This is a genomic window from Bradyrhizobium sp. ORS 375 (genome assembly GCF_000239775.1).
Lineage (GTDB): Bacteria > Pseudomonadota > Alphaproteobacteria > Rhizobiales > Xanthobacteraceae > Bradyrhizobium.
The window spans coordinates 1-20,066 of record NZ_CAFI01000423.1; the positions used below are offsets into that span (position 1 = coordinate 1).

Below are 20,066 nucleotides of genomic sequence, written 5' to 3' on the forward strand. Positions count from 1 at the left end.
GCCGCACGGGCGGTGCAGCTCTTATGCCGCGAACTAATAGCTCAGAAAAACGACGTGGGACGCGGCATCAACATGCTCCATCGACGCGACATCCGTGCCCGTCCGATGGACTGTGGTCTTGGCCTCGTATGTGCCATGCCCCTCACCCGGATTGCTGCGCAATCCGACCTCTCCCCGCAAAGGGTGGGGAGAGGTTGCACCGCCGACGCCGCCGGGACTGCAAGCAAGGCGCACACCGCCGCTCCACCCGAGCCGTCATTCCGGGGCGACGCGCGCAGCGCGGCGAACCCGGAATCCATTGGGCCGCGCGTGATGCCGCACGCTGGAATCCGGGTTCGTGCTGCGCACGCCCCGGAATGACACCGGTGGTCCTCTCCGGCGCTTTCGCTCCAGCACCGGCGCGAGGCAAGATTGCCATCGTGGAAAACCGGGACAGCCTCCGCAAAGCGGTAGGACCGTCCGGGCAAATTGGCTAGTTTCCGCGCCATGACGATCCAGCAGCCCATCTCCGCCCCGGTTCCGCAAGAGTCGGTGTCCTCGGCCGCGCCTGCCGAGGCGCCGGCCAAGCTCACGCCGATGATGGAGCAGTATCTCGACATCAAGGCCGCGCATCCCGGGTTGCTGCTGTTCTACCGGATGGGCGATTTCTACGAGCTGTTCTTCGAGGATGCCGAGGTCGCCTCGAAGGCGCTCGGCATCGTCTTGACCAAGCGCGGCAAGCACCAGGGCCAGGACATCCCGATGTGCGGCGTGCCGGTGGAGCGCTCCGAGGACTATCTGCACCGGCTGATCGCGCAAGGCATCCGCGTCGCCGTCTGCGAGCAGATGGAGGATCCGGCGGCGGCGCGGGCGCGCGGCAACAAGAGCGTGGTCAAGCGCGGCGTGGTGCGGGTGGTGACACCGGGCACCTTGACCGAAGACAATCTGCTCGACGCCCGCGCCAACAACTATCTGCTGTCGATCGCGCGCAGCCGCGGCTCGTCCGGCGGCGACCGGCTCGGGCTCGCCTGGATCGACATCTCGACCTCGGACTTCATCGTCACCGAATGCGCGTTCGCCGAGCTGACGGCGACGCTCGCGCGCATCAATCCGAATGAAGTCATCGTCTCCGATGCTCTCTACGCGGACGAGGCGTTCGAGCCGGTGCTGCGCGAGCTTGCCGCGGTGACGCCGCTGACGCGCGACGTGTTCGACGGCGCCACCGCCGAGCGGCGGCTGTGCGACTACTTCGCCGTCGCCACCATGGACGGCCTCGCGGTGCTGTCGCGGCTTGAAGCCACAGCTGCCGCCGCCTGCGTCACCTATGTCGAGCGCACGCAGGTCGGCCAGCGCCCGCCGCTGGCGCCGCCGGCGCGCGAGGCGACCGGCAGCACCATGGCGATCGACCCGGCGACCCGCGCCAATCTCGAACTGACGCGCACGCTCGCCGGCGAGCGCCGCGGCTCGCTGCTCGATGCGATCGACTGCACGGTGACCTCGGCCGGCTCACGGCTTTTGGCGCAGCGCCTGGCTGCACCCTTGACGGAGCCGGCGCAGATCGGCCGGCGGCTCGATGCGGTCAATGTGTTCGTCGCCGACAGCGCGGCGCGCGAGGACATCCGCTCCATCCTGCGCGGCGCGCCGGACATGACACGCGCGATGGCGCGGCTGTCGGTCGGGCGCGGCGGGCCGCGCGATCTCGCCGCCTTGCGCGACGGCATCCTCGCCGCCGACCAGGCGCTGGCGCGGCTCTCCGCGCTCGACCAGCCGCCGCAAGAAATCGCGTCGGTGATGGCGGCGCTGGCGCGGCCGGCGCGCGCGCTGGCCGACGAATTTGCCCGCGCGCTCGACGAGCAGCTGCCGCTGATCAAGCGCGACGGCGGCTTCGTGCGATCCAGCTATGATGCGACGCTCGACGAGACGCGCAATCTGCGCGACGCCTCGCGGCTCGTCGTCGCCTCGATGCAGGCGCGCTACGCCGACCAGACCGGCGTCAAGGCGCTCAAGATCCGGCACAACAACGTGCTCGGCTATTTCGTCGAGGTGACCGCGCAGCACGGCGACAAGCTGATGTCGGCGCCGCTCAACGCGACCTTCATCCATCGGCAGACGCTCGCGGGACAGGTGCGCTTCACCACCTCGGAGCTCGGCGAGATCGAGGCGAAGATTGCGAATGCCGGCGAGCGTGCGCTCAATCTCGAGCTTGAGATCTTCGAGCGTCTCTGTGCGCAGGCGCTGGCGATCGGCGACGATCTGCGCGCCGCCGCGCATGGCTTCGCGATGCTCGATGTCGCCACCGCGCTCGCCAAGCTCGCGGTCGACGACAACTACATCCGACCAGAGGTCGACGGCTCGCTCGGCTTCGCGATCGAGGGCGGCCGCCATCCGGTGGTCGAGCAATCGCTGAAGCGCGAGGGCCAGCCGTTCATCGCCAATTCCTGCGATCTGTCGCCGACGCCGGGCCACAAGAGTGGACAGCTCTGGCTGCTCACCGGCCCGAACATGGCGGGCAAATCGACCTTCCTGCGCCAGAACGCACTGATCGCCTTGCTGGCGCAAATCGGCTCGTTCGTGCCGGCGAGCCGCGCCCGCATCGGCATCGTCGACCGGCTGTTCTCGCGCGTCGGCGCCGCCGACGATCTCGCGCGCGGGCGCTCGACCTTCATGGTCGAGATGGTCGAGACCGCGGCGATCCTCAACCAGGCCGGCGAGCGCGCGCTGGTGATCCTCGACGAAATCGGCCGTGGCACGGCGACGTTCGACGGCCTCTCCATCGCCTGGGCCGCGATCGAGCATCTGCATGAGAGCAACCGCTGCCGTACGCTGTTCGCCACGCACTACCACGAGCTGACCGCGCTCGCCGCCAAGCTGCCGCGGCTGTTCAACGCCACGGTGCGCGTCAAGGAATGGCAGGGCGATGTCGTGTTCCTGCACGAGGTGCTGCCCGGCTCCGCCGACCGCTCCTACGGCATCCAGGTGGCGAAGCTCGCGGGCCTGCCGCCGGCGGTGATCAGCCGTGCGAAATCGGTGCTGGCGAAGCTCGAGGCCGCCGACCGCGGCCAGAACGCGCGCGCATTGGTGGATGATCTGCCGTTGTTCGCCGTGCCGTCGCGCGCGGCCGCGGAGCCGACGATGTCGAGGGAGACCGAGGAGCTGATCGCTGCGGTGTCGGCGCTGCATCCGGACGAGATGACGCCACGCGAAGCGCTGGATGCGCTGTATCGGCTGAAGGCGAAGTTGCCGAAGACCTAATTGTCTGGCGTCATTCCGGTAGTCGGGAGGCAGCTCGGGCCACACTCTCCGTCATTGCGAGGCGCCCTTGCGCCGAAGCAATCCAGAGTTCCACCCGAGCCCTGGATTGCTTCGCTACGCTCGCAATGACGGAGCAGGGGGTCGTATTGTGGGCAAAGATGCGCAGTGTCGTGCCCACCATTTGAAGCGCGTGATGAAGGTGGCGGGCACGCTTCGCTTTGCCCGCCCGACATCATCGACCCGCGGCCCTCGCTCAATCGTTCGAGCCGACGGGGTGGCCGTCCTCGGAGCTGACCTTGACGGCGCCGAGCTTCGGCAGCTCTAACGACTTCGGCCAGAAGTAGCCGACAAGCCGCGTCTTCGGCTCGAACTGCTCGCGCACCGCGTCGCTCTCATTGCCGCCGAGGGTCAGCACCTGGGTGCGTGTCTCGCCCATGTAGAAGCCGACATGGCCGAGGCCGGAGTTCGGCTTACCGCGCGTATAGACCGCGATCGCGCCGAGCGCGGGCTTGTCGAGCTTGACGAAATTCTTGTTGGTGCGGAACGATTGCGACGAGGCGCTGCGCGTGCCGGGGACGCCGCTCTGCTCGAGCTTGGCGTTGGTCCAGATCGCGCACCAGGGATCGCCCTCCGAGCCGCAATGCGCCTGGTCGATGAACTTCTTGATGCCGCGATTGTTGCCAGTCTCGTGAAAGCCGAGGTCCTTCAGGCCGTTCGCGATCCATTTCGGCTGCCCATTGGTAGTCCCATCTGCGGTCGGCATATTACACCTCCTGCTGCCGTTCAACCGTTGACCCACCTATCAGTTGCATTGTCGCCGGCGCCCTCGCCAAGGTTCAAGGCTTGCGACATGCAACCGGAGCTGATGAAGCTGGGGGTTCAGGCCGTCCGGCGGCGGCCGAGCGCCCACAGGCCGAGATTCCAGCCGACGCAGGTGGCGAGCGCGCCGCTGAGGCCCGCGACGGCGCCGAGATGCAGGCTGCCGAGATGCAGCACGACGACGGCGAGCGAGAAGCCGATCAGGCCCCAGGCGCCGTTGGCCATGACGGCGGCCGTTGCCGGGCCGCCGATGCGCGGCTGCAGGATCAGCATCATCGAGGTGAAGACGATCGGAAACAGCGCGAGGATGCCGGAGACGCTCGGACCGGCCCAACCGGAGACGGAGGTGACGGTGGCGACGAGCGTTGCGACCAGCGACGCGCGCAACGGCACGTCGTACCAGCGGCGCGTGATCAGCGGCATTTTCGCATGACGGTATCGTTGCAGCAGCGGCAGGCAGATCGCGAAGGTGACGATGTTGGCGACGATGCCCATCGCAAGCGTCCACTGCACGCTCTTGATGAGGGATGCGAGACCGAGCCACACCGCGACCGCGGTGGCGCTCGCCACCCCCACGCTGTGGCGCTGCGCCAGCACGGCGTAGGCGAGGCTGAGAAAGATGGTCGCGGCGTTGATCGGCAGGCTGGTCAGCGCGCCCTGCGCGATGAAGGCCGCATCGTGGTCCAGCGCGAGGAACACGTAGGTCGGCCCGGCCGAGATCGGCAGGGTGGCGACCAGCGCGCCGATCACGGGGCCGGTACGCTCGGCGATCATCGAGGCCGACACCACGAACGACGCCGCGATGGCCATGCGCAGGCCGAGGACGAGCAGGAAGGAGGGATCGAGGGACATCAGTTCATGCGGCAGGGGCGGTTCTCCGCCCGTTACGAGCGCGCAACCGCAAGTGAGACTTTCAGATGGTCGTCGGCTCGTCCCACATCGTCATGCCCGGGCTTGACCCGGGCATCCATGTCTCTCCGCCCGAAACGATGGACGTGGATGGCCGGGTCAAGCCCGGCCATGACGAGCAACTAACTCACGACGCTCCCCGACAGCGTCTTCCGTCGCGCGGAACAACGTGAGCGGACGCGGCGTCCGGCTTACGCCACCCGCTTCAAGCTCACCGACACCTTCGGGCCGTTCTTGATGGTCTGATAGACCACGCAATAGCGCTCGGTGAGCTTGAGCAGCAGATCGAGCTTGTCCTGCGGGGCATCGGTGTCGACCTCGAAGCGCAGGCGGATTTCCTGGAAGCCGACCGAAGCCTCCTTGTCGACGCCGAGCGTGCCGCGGAAATCGAGATCGCCTTCGGCCAGCACGAGGCCGCTCTTGAGTGGCACCTCGACCGCGGTTGCGACCGATTTCAGGGTGACGCCGGCGCAGGCGACCAGCGCCTCCAGCAGCATGTCGCCGGAGCACAGCTCCAGGCCGGAGCCGCCGGTGGCCGGATGCAGGCCGGCGACGGCCAGCGCGCGGCCGGTCTCGAGCTTGCAGGTCAGGCCGTCGCCGCCGACCTCGCCCTTGGCCTTCAGCGTGATGACGGCGGCGGAGGGGTCAGCCTTGTAGCGTTCCTTGATCGGCGCCTGCATGGCGCGCAGCTCGGCAGCATCCATTGTCGTTCTCTCCCGGAGTCATTTCGGAACAGATGTACCGGGCCAAGCCGCCGATGTCACCACCACAGCCCGCCGCCGGGCTCACGCCTGCCTTGCGTATCCGGCACCGTCCGATCGAGCGAGCGGTCGAGCGCGGTCAGCACGTGGCGCTTGAACTGCTCGAACAGCGGCGCATTGCGGTCGCGCGGGCGCGACAAATTGATGGTGATCTCCTCGAACAGCCGGCCGGGATGCGGCCGCATCACCAGCACGCGGTCGGCCAGCACCACCGCCTCCTCGACGTCGTGGGTCACGAGGATCAGCGTCGGGCGCGTGTCGGCCCAGAGGTCGAGCAGATGGTCCTGCAGGTCCTTGCGGGTGAAGGCATCGAGCGCCGAGAACGGCTCGTCGAGCAGCAGCACCTCCGGCTGCGCGACCAGCGCGCGGGCGATCGCGACGCGCTGCGCCTGGCCGCCGGACAGTTCGCGCGGCCACACCTTGGCCTTGTCAGCAAGGCCGACGCGTTCGAGCGCCCGCGCGACGCGCTCGCGGCGCTCGGCGGCGGGCAGCTCGGACAGGCCGAAGCCGATATTGTCGGCGACCGTGAGCCAGGGCAGCAGGCGCGGCTCCTGGAAGATGATGCCGACCTTGGCATGCGGCGCCGCGATCGCTTCGCCGTCGAGCGTGACGGTGCCGTTGCTGGCCCGGTCGAGCCCGGCAATCGCCCGGAGAAGCGTCGACTTGCCGCAGCCGGAGCCGCCGATGATGGCGATGATCTCGCCGAGCTGGATCTCGGACGAGAACCGCTCCAGCGCGTGGACGCCGTTGGGATAGACCTTGGTGACGGATTGAAGCTGCAGCATCAGGCGGCTCCGCTCTGGCGCGCAAAGCTGTCCTGCCAGCGCAAGAGCGGCGCGGTGGCGATCTCCAGCAGCCAGTCGGTGGCCTTGCCGATGATGGCGAAGATGACGATGGCGGCGACGATCTGCGCCGGCTTGCCGAGCTGCTGGCCGTCGATCAGCAGGTAGCCGAGGCCCTCGGAGGCGCCCATGAACTCCGCGGCGACGACGAACATCCACCCCAGGCCGAGGCCGACGCGCAGCGCCACGACGTAGGCCGGCAGCACGGCGGGCAACAGGATGCGGCGGATCATCGCCGGGCCGGACAGGCGGAAGACGCGGCCGACCTCGACGATCTTGCGGTCGACGGAGAGGATCGCGCCGGTCAGGCCGAGATAGACCGGGAAGAACACGCCGACCGCGATCAGCGCCACCTTGGACGTCTCGAAGATGCCGAGCCAGAGGATGAACAGCGGCACCCAGGCGATCGACGGAATCGCGCGCAGCGCCTGCACCGTCGGGTCGATCAGCCGGCGCGCCAAGCCCCAATAGCCGCAGATGCCGCCGAGCAGGGTGCCGGCGGCGACGCCGAGGCCGAAGCCGATGCCGACGCGGGTCAGGGTCATCGTGATGTGGCGGGTCAGCTCGCCGGAGCGGGCAAGCTCGGCGATGGTGGTGAAGACCTTTGACGGCGGCGGCACCAGCCGGCCATTCGACCAGCCGGCCCAGACCGCGAGCTCCCAGGCCAGCGCCAGCGACAACGGCAACAGCAGCCCGAGCAGCGGCCGCGCCAGGCGCGCGGCCCAGGGCCGGCTGGCGGTTTGGGGGGTGGCGGCCACGGCGGGGGCCTGCAATTCGACAGTCATGATCATAGTGAGAACAGCGTCTCGCGTGGGAATGCAAGGCGGGGTGACAGCGCGATGTCGTTTGCGGAGATGAGGGCGCGCCCGTCAGGGTTTGAGCCAACAGCGGCGCCACAAATTCGGTGTCGTCCCGGCCTCCGCGCCGGGACCCATACTCCGCGGCGGGTGTGGCCAGGCGAGATGCCGCTCCAGCGTGCCGCCACACGACCTGCACGGAGTATGGGTCCCGGATCGGCGCCCGACAACGCTGGCGCGTTGCCGGGCTTGTCCGGGACGACACCGGCTTTTAATCGCGCTACCGGTTCTGGTCGGGTCGCTTTGCGCAAGCGCGAGCGTCGGCGTGAGCCTTGGCGCAAGCGCACGCGTAGGCCACGTCAGTTCGTCGGCAGCGGGACCTGGTCGTCGATCAACGCATCCAGCGTCGCCTTGACGTCGACCTGCGCATCCACCACGCCGGCCTGCTGCAGCGCCAGACCGGCCGCCAGAATCGACTCCCGCTGCGGGGCGCCGATGCGGCTGTGGGTCAGCTCGGTGCGCTCCTTGAGTTGCTTGTCGACCACCGTCTCCGGCAGCTTGGTGACCGCGATAAACGTCTTCTTCAGGTCGTCGTAATTCGCCAGCGCATCCTTGCGGGCGACCTCGTAGGTCGCGAGCACGCGGCGGACGATCTCCGGATTGTCCTTCAAGAACTGCTCGCGGACATTGAGGATGCCCCAGGTGTTGGCGTCGGCCTTGCGGTAGAACAGTTTTGCGCCCTCCTCGACTTCGGCCTGCGCCATCATCGGGTCGAGCCCGGCCCAGGCGTCGACGTCGCCGCGGATCAGCGCGGCCTTGCCGTCGGCATGCTGCAGCAGCACCGGGGTGATGTCCTTGTCGGTCAGCCCGGCCGCCAGCAGTGCGCGGACCAGAAAGATGTGCGGATCGGTGCCGCGGGTCACCGCGACGCGCTTGCCCTTGAGGTCGGCGACCGAGGCGATCTTGGAGTCCTTGCCCGTGACCAGCGCGGTCCATTCGGGCCGCGAATAGACGTAGATCGACTTGATCGGGTTGCCGTTGATCTTGGCGACCAGCGCGGCGGAGCCGGCGGTCGAGCCGAAATCGAGCGAGCCGGCGTTGAGGAACTCGAGCGCCTTGTTGGAGCCGGCCGACTGCACCCAGACGATGCTGATGCCGTCCTTGGCGAACTCCTTCTCGAGCAGGCCCTTCTGCTTCAGGACCAGCGACACCGGATTGTAGGTCGCCCAGTCGATCCGGATTTCCTTGGGCTGGTCCGCGGCTGTTGCAACGCCGCAGCCCAGTAGAATCACGGCCGCGAGCCCGGCCAGTCCCCGCCTCGTCCATCCACCCATCGTCAACCTCCTCAAGCCTAAAAACATTGGTGTTGTTTCAAGGTGTTATGCCAGGGCTCAACGAGAATTGTTTTTCCTTTCGGCTGGCCCCTCCAGCACGATCATCATCCGCCATGAACCGGTGACAGCATGGAATGATTGCTGCATTGGAAGTTTCGTGACAGCACGGGCCTTGTTCGATATCCGGTTGCATCCATGGACAGCGTCGCCACAGATTCCAAAGCCTTCACCTCGGCCGATTTCGACAGCGCCGGCATCGCGGCCGCGGTCGATGCCCTGGCCAAGCAGCACTCCGGCCGGGAGGACATGTTCCGCGCCGCCGTCGTGCAGTTCCTGAAAGCGGAGCTGGTCAAGGCGCGCGCCGCGGCCCAGGCGCAGCTGCTCAAGGACCGTCACGGCCGGCGCTGCGCCGAGCGGCTCTGCTTCGTGCAGGACGAGATCATCCGGATTCTCTACGCGGCGGCGACCGAGCATCTCTATCGCTCGGACGTGCCGAGCGGCGCCGAGCGTATGGCCATCGTCGCCACCGGCGGCTACGGCCGCGGCCTGATGGCGCCGGAGTCCGACATCGATCTCCTGTTCATCCTGCCCTACAAGCAGACCGCCTGGGGCGAGCAGGTCGCCGAAGCCATCCTGTATTCGCTGTGGGACATGGGGCTGAAGGTCGGTCACGCCACACGTTCGGTCGATGAATCGATCCGCCAGGCGCGCGGCGACATGACCATCCGTACCGCCATCCTGGAAACGCGCTATCTGGCCGGCGACAAGCCGCTCTATGACGAGCTGGTGCAGCGCTTCGACAGCGAGGTCGTCCAGGGCACCGCCGCCGAATTCGTCGCCGCCAAGCTCGCCGAGCGCGAGGAGCGGCATCGCCGCGGCGGCCAGTCGCGCTATCTGGTCGAGCCCAACGTCAAGGACGGCAAGGGCGGCCTGCGCGATCTGCACACGCTGTTCTGGATCGCCAAATACGTCTACCGCGTGCGCGAGACCGCCGAGCTGGTCGAGCGCGGCGTGTTCGACGCGCATGAATACCGCACCTTCCGGCGCTGCGCGGATTTCCTGTGGTCGGTGCGCTGCAATCTGCACTTCGTCAGCGGCCGGCCCGAGGAGCGGCTGTCGTTCGACCTGCAGCGCGAGATCGCGGTCCGACTCGGCTACACCAGCCACCCGGGCATGCAGGACGTCGAGCGCTTCATGAAGCACTACTTCCTGGTCGCCAAGCAGGTCGGCAACCTCACCGCCATCCTGTGCGCCAAGCTCGAGGACCAGCAGGCCAAGGCGGCGCCGGTGCTGAGCCGGATGATCTCGCGCCTGACCACCGGCTCGACCTGGCGGCGCGTGCCGGAGAGCGACGACTTCATCGTCGACAACAACCGCATCAACCTTGCCGCGCCCGACGTCTTCAAGCACGATCCGGTCAACCTGATCCGCATCTTCCGTCTCGCGCAGAAGAACAACCTCGCCTTCCATCCCGACGCGATGCGCGCGGTCACGCGCTCGCTCAACATGATCAACACCGAGCTGCGCGACGATCCCGAGGCCAACCGGCTGTTCATGGAGATCCTGACCTCCAATGACGCCGAGACCGTGCTGCGGCGGATGAACGAGACCGGCGTGCTCGGCCACTTCATCAGCGCCTTCGGCCGCATCGTGTCGATGATGCAGTTCAACATGTATCATCACTACACGGTCGACGAGCATTTGATCCGCTGCATCGGCTTCCTGCAGGAGATCGAGCGCGGCGGCAATGACGAGTTCGTGCTGGCCTCCGATTTGATGCGCAAGATCCGGCCCGAGCATCGCGCCGTCATCTACATCACGGTGCTGCTGCACGACGTCGCCAAGGGCCGGCCCGAGGATCATTCGGTCGCCGGGGCCAAGATCGCGCGGCGGCTGTGCCCGCGACTCGGCTTCAACAATGCCGACACGGAGCTGGTCGCCTGGCTGATCGAGGAGCATCTGACGATGTCGACGGTGGCGCAGTCGCGCGACCTGTCGGATCGCCGCACCATCGAGAAGTTCGCCGCCGTGGTGCAGTCGGTCGAGCAGATGAAGCTTTTGACGATCCTGACCACGGCCGACATCCGCGGCGTCGGCCCCGGCGTGTGGAACGGCTGGAAGGCGCAGCTCTTGCGCACGCTGTACTACGAGACCGAGCCGGTGCTGACCGGCGGCTTTTCCGAGGTTAACCGCGCCAAGCGCATCACCGCGGCCCAGGCCGAGTTCCGCAACGCCTTCACCGACTGGCCGGCGGATGAGCTCGACACCTATATCGGCCGGCACTATCCGGCCTACTGGCTCAAGGTCGAGCTGCCGCGCAAGATTCGCCACGCCCGCTTCGTGCGATCGAGCGAGGACGCCGGCCACAAGCTCGCGATCAATGTCGGCTTCGATCCGGCGCGCGGCGTCACCGAGCTGACGATCTTCGCCATGGACCATCCGTGGCTGTTGTCGATCATCGCCGGCGCCTGCGCGTCGGCCGGCGCCAACATCGTCGACGCCCAGATCTACACCACCACCGACGGCCGCGCGCTCGACACCATCGCGATCTCCCGCGAGTACGAGCGCGACGAGGACGAAGGCCGCCGCGCCACGCGGATCGGCGAGACCATCGAGCAGGTGCTGGAAGGCAAGCTGCGGCTGCCGGACGCCGTGGCGCGGCGGACCACCAGGGGCAAGCAGCACAAGGCATTCTCGGTCGAGCCCGAGGTCTCCATCAACAATCAATGGTCGGAGCTCTACACCGTCATCGAGGTCTCCGGCCTCGACCGGCCCGGCCTGCTCTACGAGCTGACCACGGCGATCTCGAAGCTGAACCTGAACATCGCCTCGGCGCATGTCGCCACCTTCGGCGAGCGCGCGCGCGACGTGTTCTACGTGACCGACCTGCTGGGCGCGCAGATCAATGCACCGACGCGACAGGCGGCGATCAAGAGCGCGCTGCTGCATCTGTTGGCGAGCGACGACGCGGCGGCACAGCCGGCGGCGTGAGTATGTGTTGAGCGTTCCAGGGCGGCCTAGAGCCGTCCCGACAGAGTTCATGGAGAGGACCGGCAACGTCGCCGGCACGGCTTGGGGGAGCCGAACAATGGCATTGATCGCGAACATCGTCGTCGGGCTGATCGGCCTGCTGCACGTCTACATTCTCGTGCTGGAGATGTTTCTCTGGACCAAGCCGGCCGGCTTGCGGGCGTTCAACAATACGCCCGACCGCGCGGAGGCGACCAAGGTGCTCGGCGCCAATCAGGGCCTCTACAACGGCTTCCTCGCCGCCGGCCTGTTCTGGGGCCTGGCGCACCCCGCGCCGGCGTTCGCCTTTCAGATCAAGATCTTCTTCCTGCTGTGCGTGCTCGTCGCCGGCCTCTACGGCGCCGCCACCGCCAGCCGCAAGATCCTGTTCATCCAGAGCGTACCGGCGACGATCGGCCTGATTCTGGTCTGGCTCGCGGGCTGAGGCGGGGCTGCGTCTCCACAACCGGTGTCGTCCCGGCCTTGAGCCGGGACCCATAACCCCGGGCGGCGCTTGCGGCACGAACGACACTCCGAGTCCTCGCCACACGATGGTCTGTGGCTATGGATCCCGGCTCTGCGCCCCGTCGTCGCTGCGCGACGCCAGGGCTTGGCCGGGACGACACCGAATGTGAGGCGGCAGCTTTACTCCAACCTGATTGTCGCCCTCGGAGCCCGCGCGCCGGCGCTCCGCCCGCCGGAACCGCCGCCCCCCCCCCCCGTGCTCCCTCGGCTTGCGCCGGCCCCCCCGTTCCTCCACACTCCCTCCCAGCGATGGCGCCCACGGGCAGACCAGCCGCACAAAACATCAGGAGGAACGATAGACCCCATGCGACAGGGAATTTTCCGTCTTGCCGGCGTGGCCGCAGTGGCCACCACCCTCTCCATTACGTCAGTCCAGGCCCAGAAGAAGTACGATCCCGGCGCGTCGGACACCGAGATCAAGATCGGCCAGACCGTGCCGTTCTCGGGTCCCGCCTCGGCCTACGCCTCGATCGGCAAGACCCAGGCCGCCTATTTCAACATGATCAACGAGCAGGGCGGCATCAACGGCCGCAAGATCAAGCTGATCCAGTATGACGACGCCTATTCGCCGCCGAAGGCGGTCGAGCAGGTGCGCAAGCTCGTCGAGGACGACGAGGTGCTGCTGACCTTCCAGATCATCGGTACGCCGTCCAACGCCGCCGTCCAGAAATACCTCAACGCCAAGAAGGTGCCGCAGCTGTTCGCGGCCACCGGCGCCACCAAGTTCACCGATCCGAAGAACTTCCCCTGGACCATGGGGTACAATCCCAACTACTTCACGGAAGGGCGCATCTACGGCCAGTACATTCTGAAGGAGCACCCCAATGCCAAGATCGGCGTGCTCTATCAGAACGACGATCTCGGCAAGGACTATCTCAACGGCATCAAGGCCGGCCTGGGCGACAAGGCCTCGATGATCGTCGCCGAAGCGTCCTACGAGGTCTCCGACCCGACGATCGACTCGCAGCTGCTGAAGATCAAATCGGCCGGCGCCGACCTGTTGTTCTCGGCCGCGACGCCGAAGCAGGCTGCGCAGGCGATCAAGAAGCTGCACGAGCTCGACTGGCACCCGGTCCATATCGTCGACATCAATGCGACGTCGGTCGGCGCCGTGCTGCAGCCGGCCGGGCTGGAGGCGTCCAAGGGCGTGATCTCGGTCAATTACGGCAAGGACCCGCTCGATCCGCAGTGGAAGGACGATCCGGGCATGAAGCGCTATTTCGATTTCATGGCCAAGTATTATCCGGAAGGCGACAAGAACTCGAACTTCAACACCTATGGCTACGGCAACGCCGAGCTGCTGGTGACCATCCTGCGGATGTGCGGTGACAATCTCACCCGCGAGAACGTCATGAAGCAGGCGACCTCGCTGAAGGATGTCGTCGGCGACCTGTCGCTGCCCGGCATGAAGATCAACACCTCGCCGACCGATTATCGCGTCAACAAGCAGCTCCAGATGATGAAGTTCAACGGAGAGCGCTGGCAGCTGTTCGGCCCGATCCTGGAAGACAAGGGTCCGGCGGGTTAGTTCGGCTCACCGTCGTTCCGGGGCGTCGCGCCAGCGACGAACCCGGAACCTCGAGATTCCGGGGTCGCTGCTGCGCAGCGCCCGGAATGACGCGACAACAACATCACCGGTAAAGGGCTGCGCAATCGCGCAGCCCTTTTGCGTTGCGGCACGAAATGCGCCGGTTGGTCGCTCCAACAAGCGTTGCCTTGTCGACTTGCTTCCTCCACACTCGCGTGCAGCGATGGCGACACAACAACCAACAAAGATCATCGCACACATCACGGGAGGGAGGACTTCATGAGAACGTCACTGCTCGGTCTCGTCGGCGCCCCAACGCGCGCCATCGCACTCACCGCGTCGCTTGCCATCGCGCTTTCCACGTCGGCCTACGCCCAGAAGAAATACGACACCGGCGCCACCGACACCGAGATCAAGATCGGCCAGACCGTGCCATTCTCGGGTCCCGCCTCGGCCTATGCCGGCATCGGCAAGACCCAGGCCGCGTACCTGCGGATGATCAACGAGAAGGGCGGCATCAACGGCCGCAAGCTCAATTTGATTCAGTACGACGATGCCTATTCGCCGCCCAAGGCGGTCGAGCAGGTGCGCAAGCTCGTCGAAGGCGACGAGGTGCTGTTCACCTTCCAGATCATCGGCACGCCGTCCAACGCCGCCGTGCAGAAATATCTCAACGGCAAGAAGGTGCCGCAGCTGCTGGCCTCGACCGGCGCCTCGCGCTTCACCGATCCGCAGAACTTCCCGTGGACCATCGCCTACAATCCGAACTACCAGTCGGAGGGGCGGATCTACGCCAAATACATCCTCGCCAACCACCCCAACGCCAAGATCGGCATCCTCTACCAGAACGACGATCTCGGCCGTGACTACATCGCCGGCCTCAAGAGCGGCCTCGGCGCCAAGGCCGATACGATGATCGTGTCGGAGGCGTCCTACGAGTTGTCCGATCCGACCGTCGACTCGCAGATCGTCAAGCTGAAATCATCCGGCGCGGACCTGCTCTACAATGCCTCGACGCCGAAATTCGCGGCGCAGGCGATCAAGAAGCTGGCCGATCTCGGCTGGAAGCCGGTGCACATCCTCGACATCAATGCGAGCCCGGTGTCGGCGACCTTGAAGCCGGCCGGCCTCGACATCTCCAAGGACATCATCAGCACCAATTACGGCAAGGACCCGGCCGATCCGCAGTGGAAGGACGATCCGGGCGTCAAGGCCTATTTCGAGTTCATGGACAAGTACTATCCGGAGGGCGACAAGCTCAACACGGTCAACACCTACGGCTATTCGACCGCAGAGCTTCTGGTGCAGATCCTGCGCCAGTGCGGCGACGATCTCACGCGCGAGAACGTCATGCGCCAGGCCGCCAGCATCAAGGGCTTCGTCCCGAGCCTCGCGCTGCCCGGCCTCTCCATCAACACCTCCCCGACCGACTTCCGCATCAACAAGCAGATGCAGATGATGCGCTTCAACGGCGAGCGCTGGGAGCTGTTCGGCCCGATCATCGAGGACACGGGCGCGGCGGGGTAGGCCCGAACGCTTCCTCAACCACCGCTGTCATGCCCGCGCAGGCGGGCATCCAGTACGCCGCGGCGACTGGTTTGATGACGACTGCCTGCCAGAAGACGGCGCGTCATCGCGCATCTCTCGTTACGAGCGATCAAACACGTGAGTTACTCCGTCATGCCCGGGCTTGTCCCGGCCATCCACGTCGTTCTCAGGATGCCGGACGACGTGGATGGCCGGGACGAGCCCGGCCATGACGACGTGGAGATGGAGGCGCACAAAACTCCGTCCACGCATCCGACGTGGCAGACGATCAATCACCGCTGACGCTCGCCAAGTCGCGCTGCTTCACGACCCGGTCGATCAGGCCCCAGTCCAACGCCTCGTCCGCCGTCATGAAGTGATCGCGATCGAGCGTGCGCTCGACGTCCTCGTAGCTGCGCCCGCAATGTTCGGCATAGAGCCGGATCACGCGGCGCTTGGTCTGCTCGATCTCTCGGGCGTGGATCAGAATGTCCGACGCCTGTCCCTGAAAGCCGCCGAGCGGCTGATGGACATGGAGGCTCGCATTGGGCAGCGCGGTCCGCTCGCCGGGTTCGCCCGCCATCAGCAGAAGCGACCCCATCGACCGCGCCGTCCCCATGCACACCGTATGCACAGGCGCCTTGACGAACTGCATCGTGTCGTACATCGCGAGCCCGCTGGTGATCACGCCGCCGGGCGAATTGATGTAGAGATGGATCGGCCGCTTCGGGTTCTCGGCTTCGAGAAACAAGAGCTGCGCGCAGACCAGAGCGGAGACGGTGTCGTTGACCTCGCCGTTGAGGAACACGATGCGCTCGCGGAGCAGCCGCGAATAGATGTCGAAGGAGCGTTCGCCCCGGCTCGACTGTTCGATGACCATCGGGACGAGTTGCATCGTTTCGCGCATCGGCGACCTCCAGGCTAGGTGGCTTGTCGGAAGAAGTGACGGCTCAGGCCGCGCGCATCAGGCAGCGCGCATTGCTGTTGGCCGCTGTCGGCGCCCGCGCCATCGCGCGTGTGACGGCCGGTCCGTGAATGATTCTGAGCCGCGTGCCGCCCACCGCATTGGGTGTCAGCTGGAAGGTGACGATGCTCTCGAGAAACGGCGGCTCGTCGTCGCGCATGCGATAACTGACCTCTTCGCCAGGCGTGGCGGAGATCGGCGCATCGTGGGCCAGATCGCCATCCGGCAACCAGCTGTCGCGCAGCGCCGGGATGCTGAGCGCGCGCCCGACCTTCTCCGGCGGCGCATCGAGGTCGTAGTCGAGAACGAGGCTGTCGCCCTGCTTGTCAGCGTCGAGATCACTCATTGATCCATGTCCTTCAGCAAGGATTTCAACGCATCGACGCGTGACGGCCAGTAGGCGCGGTACTTCGCCAGCCAGCGCGCGATCAGCGCGAGTCCCTCGGGATCCACCTCGTAATTGACGAACCGCCCCTGCCGTTCTTCGCGCACCAGCCCGGCATTGCGCAGCACCGCGAGGTGCTGCGACATCGCCGGCTGGCTGATCGTCATGCCCTCGCGCAGCGCGCTGGCATTCATGCTGCCGGCCGCGAGCTTCTCGAAGATCGCGTAGCGGGTCGGATCGGCCAGGGCTTTGAAGATGTCGCTCTCGATCATGGCGATGACATAAGCATACACTTATGTGATGCGCAAGCAGACATTCCGAGAAGGCCCGCACCGCGAGCTGCTCATCGATAGCTCATCTCGGTCTGCCCCGACGCCAGTCCATCACCGGTGTCGTCCCTGCGAACGCAGGGACCCATAACCCCGGGCGTCGCTTGGGGCACAACAGGCTCAGCGTGCTGACCTGCCTCAAGATGGATCACGCGGTATGGGTCCCGGATCTGCGCCCGCTGACGCGTTGCGTCAGCGGGCTTGTCCGGGACGACAGCTTTTTTACCTCGCACGATTCACGGCAGGCCAATAAGGATGCGGTTGTTGCCGAGGCAGCTCGTCGCGTCGCAGGCCGGAGCATCACTCCGGCACCTCGCCGAAGTTCTTCCCGATCGGCAGCACCGCGTGGCGGATCAGCCGCGAGTCCTCCACCGCTGCCTGGCGATGCTTCACCGCTTCACGATAGACCGGATCGCGGATCATCTCGACGAAGGCCTGCACCGACGGATACTCCGCGATGAAGCAGTGGTCCCAGCGCTCCTCCTGCGGGCCGATCAGCATCAGCTCGAAGCGGCCCTGCCAGACGATGCGGCCGCCGAGGCGTTCGAACACCGGGCCGCTCTCGCGACCATAGGCGGCATAGGCTTCCGCGCCACTGACCTTGCGTCCGTCCGGATAGGCCGCCTCCTTGCGCAGCCGAACCAGGTTCAGCATGTGGATCGGACCTGGCCGATCGTTGTCGCGGAACTGCGCGAACACCTCCTTGGTGGGATCGATATGGCCCATCAGCTTCCTCGCTTGTCGTTGTTTACCTTGGCTTAACCATAACGCGGCGTGGACGGCGGGGAACTCCTAATTGCGCGTTAAGCTTTTCCTAACTGCCCCTTAAACTCCGGACATTACCGTGGTCGGACGGCAGGGCTCGGGTTGCGTATGGCGCGGGGACGGAAACAGGGCGGCGGCGGCCGCAAGGAGCCGCGTTTCGGCCTTGCGGCGGCGATGGCCGATTTGCGCCTCGACCCCAAGGATCGGATTCCGGCCGGCGAGGATCCGCCGAAGAAGTCCGCGAAGAAGAAACCGGTCGAACCGGACGAGGATGATGTGCCGGCGCGCGAGCCGAAACCCACTCCACCGAAATCAAAGCCGGCCCGAGCCAAATCGCGCTGGGGGATGTCGATCGGCCGCATGGCCTATTGGGCTGTCGTGTGCGGCCTGTGGGGCGTCATCGCGCTGGTCGGCGTCGTGATCTGGGCCGGCGCGCATCTGCCGCCGATCCAGTCGCTGGAGATCCCGAAGCGGCCGCCGACCATCGAGATCGTCGGCTTCGACGGCACCATGCTGGCGCAGCGCGGCGAGATGGCCGGCGCCAATGTCGCGCTGAAGGATCTGCCGCCCTATCTGCCGAAGGCGTTCATCGCCATCGAGGACCGGCGCTTCTATCAGCATTGGGGCATCGATCCGATCGGCATCGGCCGCGCCGTGGTCGCCAACATCCTGCATCGCGGCGTGTCGCAGGGCGGCTCGACCCTGACGCAGCAGCTCGCCAAGAACCTGTTCCTGACCCAGGAGCGCACGCTCGCCCGCAAGCTGCAGGAGGCGGAGCTGGCGCTGTGGCTGGAGCGCAAATATTCCAAGCGCGAGATCCTCGAGCTGTATCTCAACCGCGTCTATTTCGGCTCCGGCGCCTACGGCGTCGAGGCCGCGGCGCAGCGCTATTTCGGCAAGTCGGCGCGGCAGGTGACGGTCGCCGAAGCGGCGATGCTCGCCGGCCTCGTCAAGTCGCCGTCGCGGCTGGCGCCGAACCGCAATCCGGAGGGCGCGGCGAAGCGCGCGCAGACCGTGCTAGCGGCGATGGCCGACGCCAAGTTCATCACCGAGGCGCAGGCGCAGGCCCAGATCGCGCATCCCAGCGTAGCGGTGAAGCCGGCCGGCGCCGGCACCGTCAACTACGTCGCCGACTGGATCGGCGAGGTGCTCGACGATCTCGTCGGCCAGGTCGAGGAGTCGATCGTCGTCGAGACCACGATCGATCCGAAGCTGCAGAGCGTGGCCGAAGCCGCGATCATCGACGAGCTCGCCGCGAAGAGCGTGAAGTTCAACGTCAGCCAGGGCGCGCTGGTGGCGATGACGCCTGACGGCGCCGTTCGCGCCATGGTCGGCGGCCGCAACTACGCGGACAGCCAGTTCAACCGCGCCGTCACCGCCAAGCGCCAGCCGGGCTCCGCCTTCAAGCCGTTCGTCTATCTCACCGCGATCGAGCAGGGCCTGACGCCGGACACGGTCCGCCAGGACGCGCCGCTCGATCTGAAAGGCTGGCGGCCGGAGAACTACACGAAGGAGTATTTCGGCCCGGTGACGCTGACCCAGGCGCTGGCGATGTCGCTCAACACCGTGGCCGTCAGGGTCGGCCTCGAGGTCGGGCCAAAGAACGTGGTCCGCACCGCGCACCGCCTTGGCATTGCCTCCAAGCTCGACCCCAACCCGTCGATCGCGCTCGGCACCTCCGAGGTGTCGATGATCGAGCTGGTCGGCGCCTACGCGCCGTTCTCCAATGGCGGGCTTGCCGTGTCGCCGCATGTGGTGACGCGGATCAAGACGCTCGACGGCAAGCTGCTCTACATGCGTCAGGCCGAGCAGCCGGCGCAGGTGATCGAGCCGCGCAATGCCGCGATGATGAACCAGATGATGCAGGAGACGCTGATCTCCGGCACCGCCAAGAAGGCCGAGATCCCCGGCTGGGTCGCCGCCGGCAAGACCGGCACCAGCCAGGATTTCCGCGACGCCTGGTTCATCGGCTACACCGCGCGCCTCGTCACCGGCGTCTGGCTCGGCAATGACGACAACTCGCCGACCAGGAAGGCGACCGGCGGCGGCCTTCCGGTCGAGGTCTGGACACGGTTCATGCGCGCGGCGCACCAGGGCGTGCCGGTCGCAGCGCTGCCGAACGCGCAAGGCTCAGGGCTCGTGCCCACGCTCGCCCAGATCGCCTCGCAGATCACGGCGCCGACGGCCCCCGCTCCCAATGCGGCCTACTCCGCGCGCTCGCCGGCACCGAATCCCGGCCGTGGCAACGTCCGGCCCGAGTCCGCCGCTGGCCTCGACGGCTGGCTGGTGGACCGCCTGTTCGGCGGCCGCTGAGCTGCGGCGTCGGGCTGATCTGATCGCG

The 20,066-nt window shown here is 66.6% G+C and carries 16 protein-coding genes; 6 read left to right on the plus strand and 10 right to left on the minus strand.

Annotation, left to right across the window (positions count from 1 at the left end; all coding sequences use genetic code 11):
* The first annotated feature begins 486 nt into the window (after nt 1-486).
* Nucleotides 487-3,231, plus strand: a complete 2,745-nt coding sequence (mutS, locus tag BRAO375_RS27915) for a DNA mismatch repair protein MutS (protein WP_009030787.1) — start codon at nt 487-489, stop codon at nt 3,229-3,231.
* A 253-nt stretch (nt 3,232-3,484) separates the two neighbouring features.
* Here the strand turns inward: mutS and BRAO375_RS27920 are convergent, their stop codons facing one another.
* From BRAO375_RS27920 to BRAO375_RS27945, 6 genes are all read right to left on the minus strand, one after another.
* Nucleotides 3,485-3,994 (minus strand): TIGR02594 family protein, encoded by a 510-nt coding sequence (locus BRAO375_RS27920; protein ID WP_009030788.1) that lies wholly within the window; start codon nt 3,992-3,994, stop codon nt 3,485-3,487.
* 116 nt (nt 3,995-4,110) lie between these two features.
* Nucleotides 4,111-4,902, minus strand: coding sequence for a hypothetical protein (locus tag BRAO375_RS27925; RefSeq protein WP_009030789.1), 792 nt, complete (start codon nt 4,900-4,902; stop codon nt 4,111-4,113).
* Between the two features lie 248 nt (nt 4,903-5,150).
* Nucleotides 5,151-5,663, minus strand: coding sequence for an OsmC family protein (locus tag BRAO375_RS27930; RefSeq protein WP_009030790.1), 513 nt, complete (start codon nt 5,661-5,663; stop codon nt 5,151-5,153).
* A 56-nt stretch (nt 5,664-5,719) separates the two neighbouring features.
* Nucleotides 5,720-6,505: an ABC transporter ATP-binding protein gene (locus BRAO375_RS27935; RefSeq protein ID WP_009030791.1), complete on the minus strand. Its 786-nt coding sequence runs from the start codon at nt 6,503-6,505 to the stop codon at nt 5,720-5,722.
* Nucleotides 6,505-7,353 carry an ABC transporter permease gene (locus tag BRAO375_RS27940; RefSeq protein WP_009030792.1) on the minus strand — a complete coding sequence of 283 codons (849 nt, stop codon included), beginning with the start codon at nt 7,351-7,353 and terminating at the stop codon, nt 6,505-6,507. The genes BRAO375_RS27935 and BRAO375_RS27940 overlap by 1 nt, the downstream gene beginning before the upstream one ends.
* Before the next feature lie 365 nt (nt 7,354-7,718).
* Complete coding sequence (locus BRAO375_RS27945) at nt 7,719-8,693, minus strand: aliphatic sulfonate ABC transporter substrate-binding protein (RefSeq protein WP_009030793.1); 975 nt, start codon at nt 8,691-8,693, stop codon at nt 7,719-7,721.
* A gap of 195 nt (nt 8,694-8,888) precedes the next feature.
* Between BRAO375_RS27945 and BRAO375_RS27950 the strand changes: the two genes are divergently transcribed.
* The 4 genes from BRAO375_RS27950 to BRAO375_RS27965 all read left to right on the plus strand — a co-directional run bounded on the left by BRAO375_RS27950 (nt 8,889) and on the right by BRAO375_RS27965 (nt 15,282).
* Nucleotides 8,889-11,684 (plus strand): [protein-PII] uridylyltransferase, encoded by a 2,796-nt coding sequence (locus tag BRAO375_RS27950; RefSeq protein ID WP_009030794.1) that lies wholly within the window; start codon nt 8,889-8,891, stop codon nt 11,682-11,684.
* A 97-nt stretch (nt 11,685-11,781) separates the two neighbouring features.
* The gene (locus tag BRAO375_RS27955; RefSeq protein ID WP_035642699.1) at nt 11,782-12,147 is read left to right on the plus strand and encodes a DUF1304 domain-containing protein; all 366 of its coding nucleotides are present in this window, start codon (nt 11,782-11,784) and stop codon (nt 12,145-12,147) included.
* Between the two features lie 384 nt (nt 12,148-12,531).
* Entirely contained in the window at nt 12,532-13,755 is a 1,224-nt protein-coding gene (locus BRAO375_RS27960) for an ABC transporter substrate-binding protein (RefSeq protein ID WP_009030796.1), read from the plus strand.
* Nucleotides 13,756-14,034: 279 nt separating this feature from the next.
* Nucleotides 14,035-15,282, plus strand: a complete 1,248-nt coding sequence (locus BRAO375_RS27965) for an ABC transporter substrate-binding protein (protein ID WP_009030797.1) — start codon at nt 14,035-14,037, stop codon at nt 15,280-15,282.
* Between the two features lie 289 nt (nt 15,283-15,571).
* On the opposite strand, the gene BRAO375_RS27970 is transcribed toward BRAO375_RS27965, so the two are convergent.
* The 4 genes from BRAO375_RS27970 to BRAO375_RS27985 form a co-directional block, all read right to left on the minus strand.
* A complete protein-coding gene (locus BRAO375_RS27970) occupies nt 15,572-16,189 on the minus strand; it encodes an ATP-dependent Clp protease proteolytic subunit (RefSeq protein WP_009030798.1) in 618 nt (205 codons plus the stop codon).
* 43 nt (nt 16,190-16,232) lie between these two features.
* Nucleotides 16,233-16,592 carry an SRPBCC family protein gene (locus BRAO375_RS27975; protein ID WP_009030799.1) on the minus strand — a complete coding sequence of 120 codons (360 nt, stop codon included), beginning with the start codon at nt 16,590-16,592 and terminating at the stop codon, nt 16,233-16,235.
* A complete protein-coding gene (locus BRAO375_RS27980) occupies nt 16,589-16,903 on the minus strand; it encodes an ArsR/SmtB family transcription factor (RefSeq protein WP_035642701.1) in 315 nt (104 codons plus the stop codon). The genes BRAO375_RS27975 and BRAO375_RS27980 overlap by 4 nt, the downstream gene beginning before the upstream one ends.
* A gap of 357 nt (nt 16,904-17,260) precedes the next feature.
* On the minus strand, nt 17,261-17,686 hold the full coding sequence (locus tag BRAO375_RS27985) for a DUF1330 domain-containing protein (protein ID WP_009030801.1): 426 nt from the start codon (nt 17,684-17,686) through the stop codon (nt 17,261-17,263).
* A 147-nt stretch (nt 17,687-17,833) separates the two neighbouring features.
* Between BRAO375_RS27985 and BRAO375_RS27990 the strand changes: the two genes are divergently transcribed.
* Nucleotides 17,834-20,038, plus strand: a complete 2,205-nt coding sequence (locus tag BRAO375_RS27990; RefSeq protein ID WP_009030802.1) for a transglycosylase domain-containing protein — start codon at nt 17,834-17,836, stop codon at nt 20,036-20,038.
* Nucleotides 20,039-20,066 lie beyond the last annotated feature (28 nt).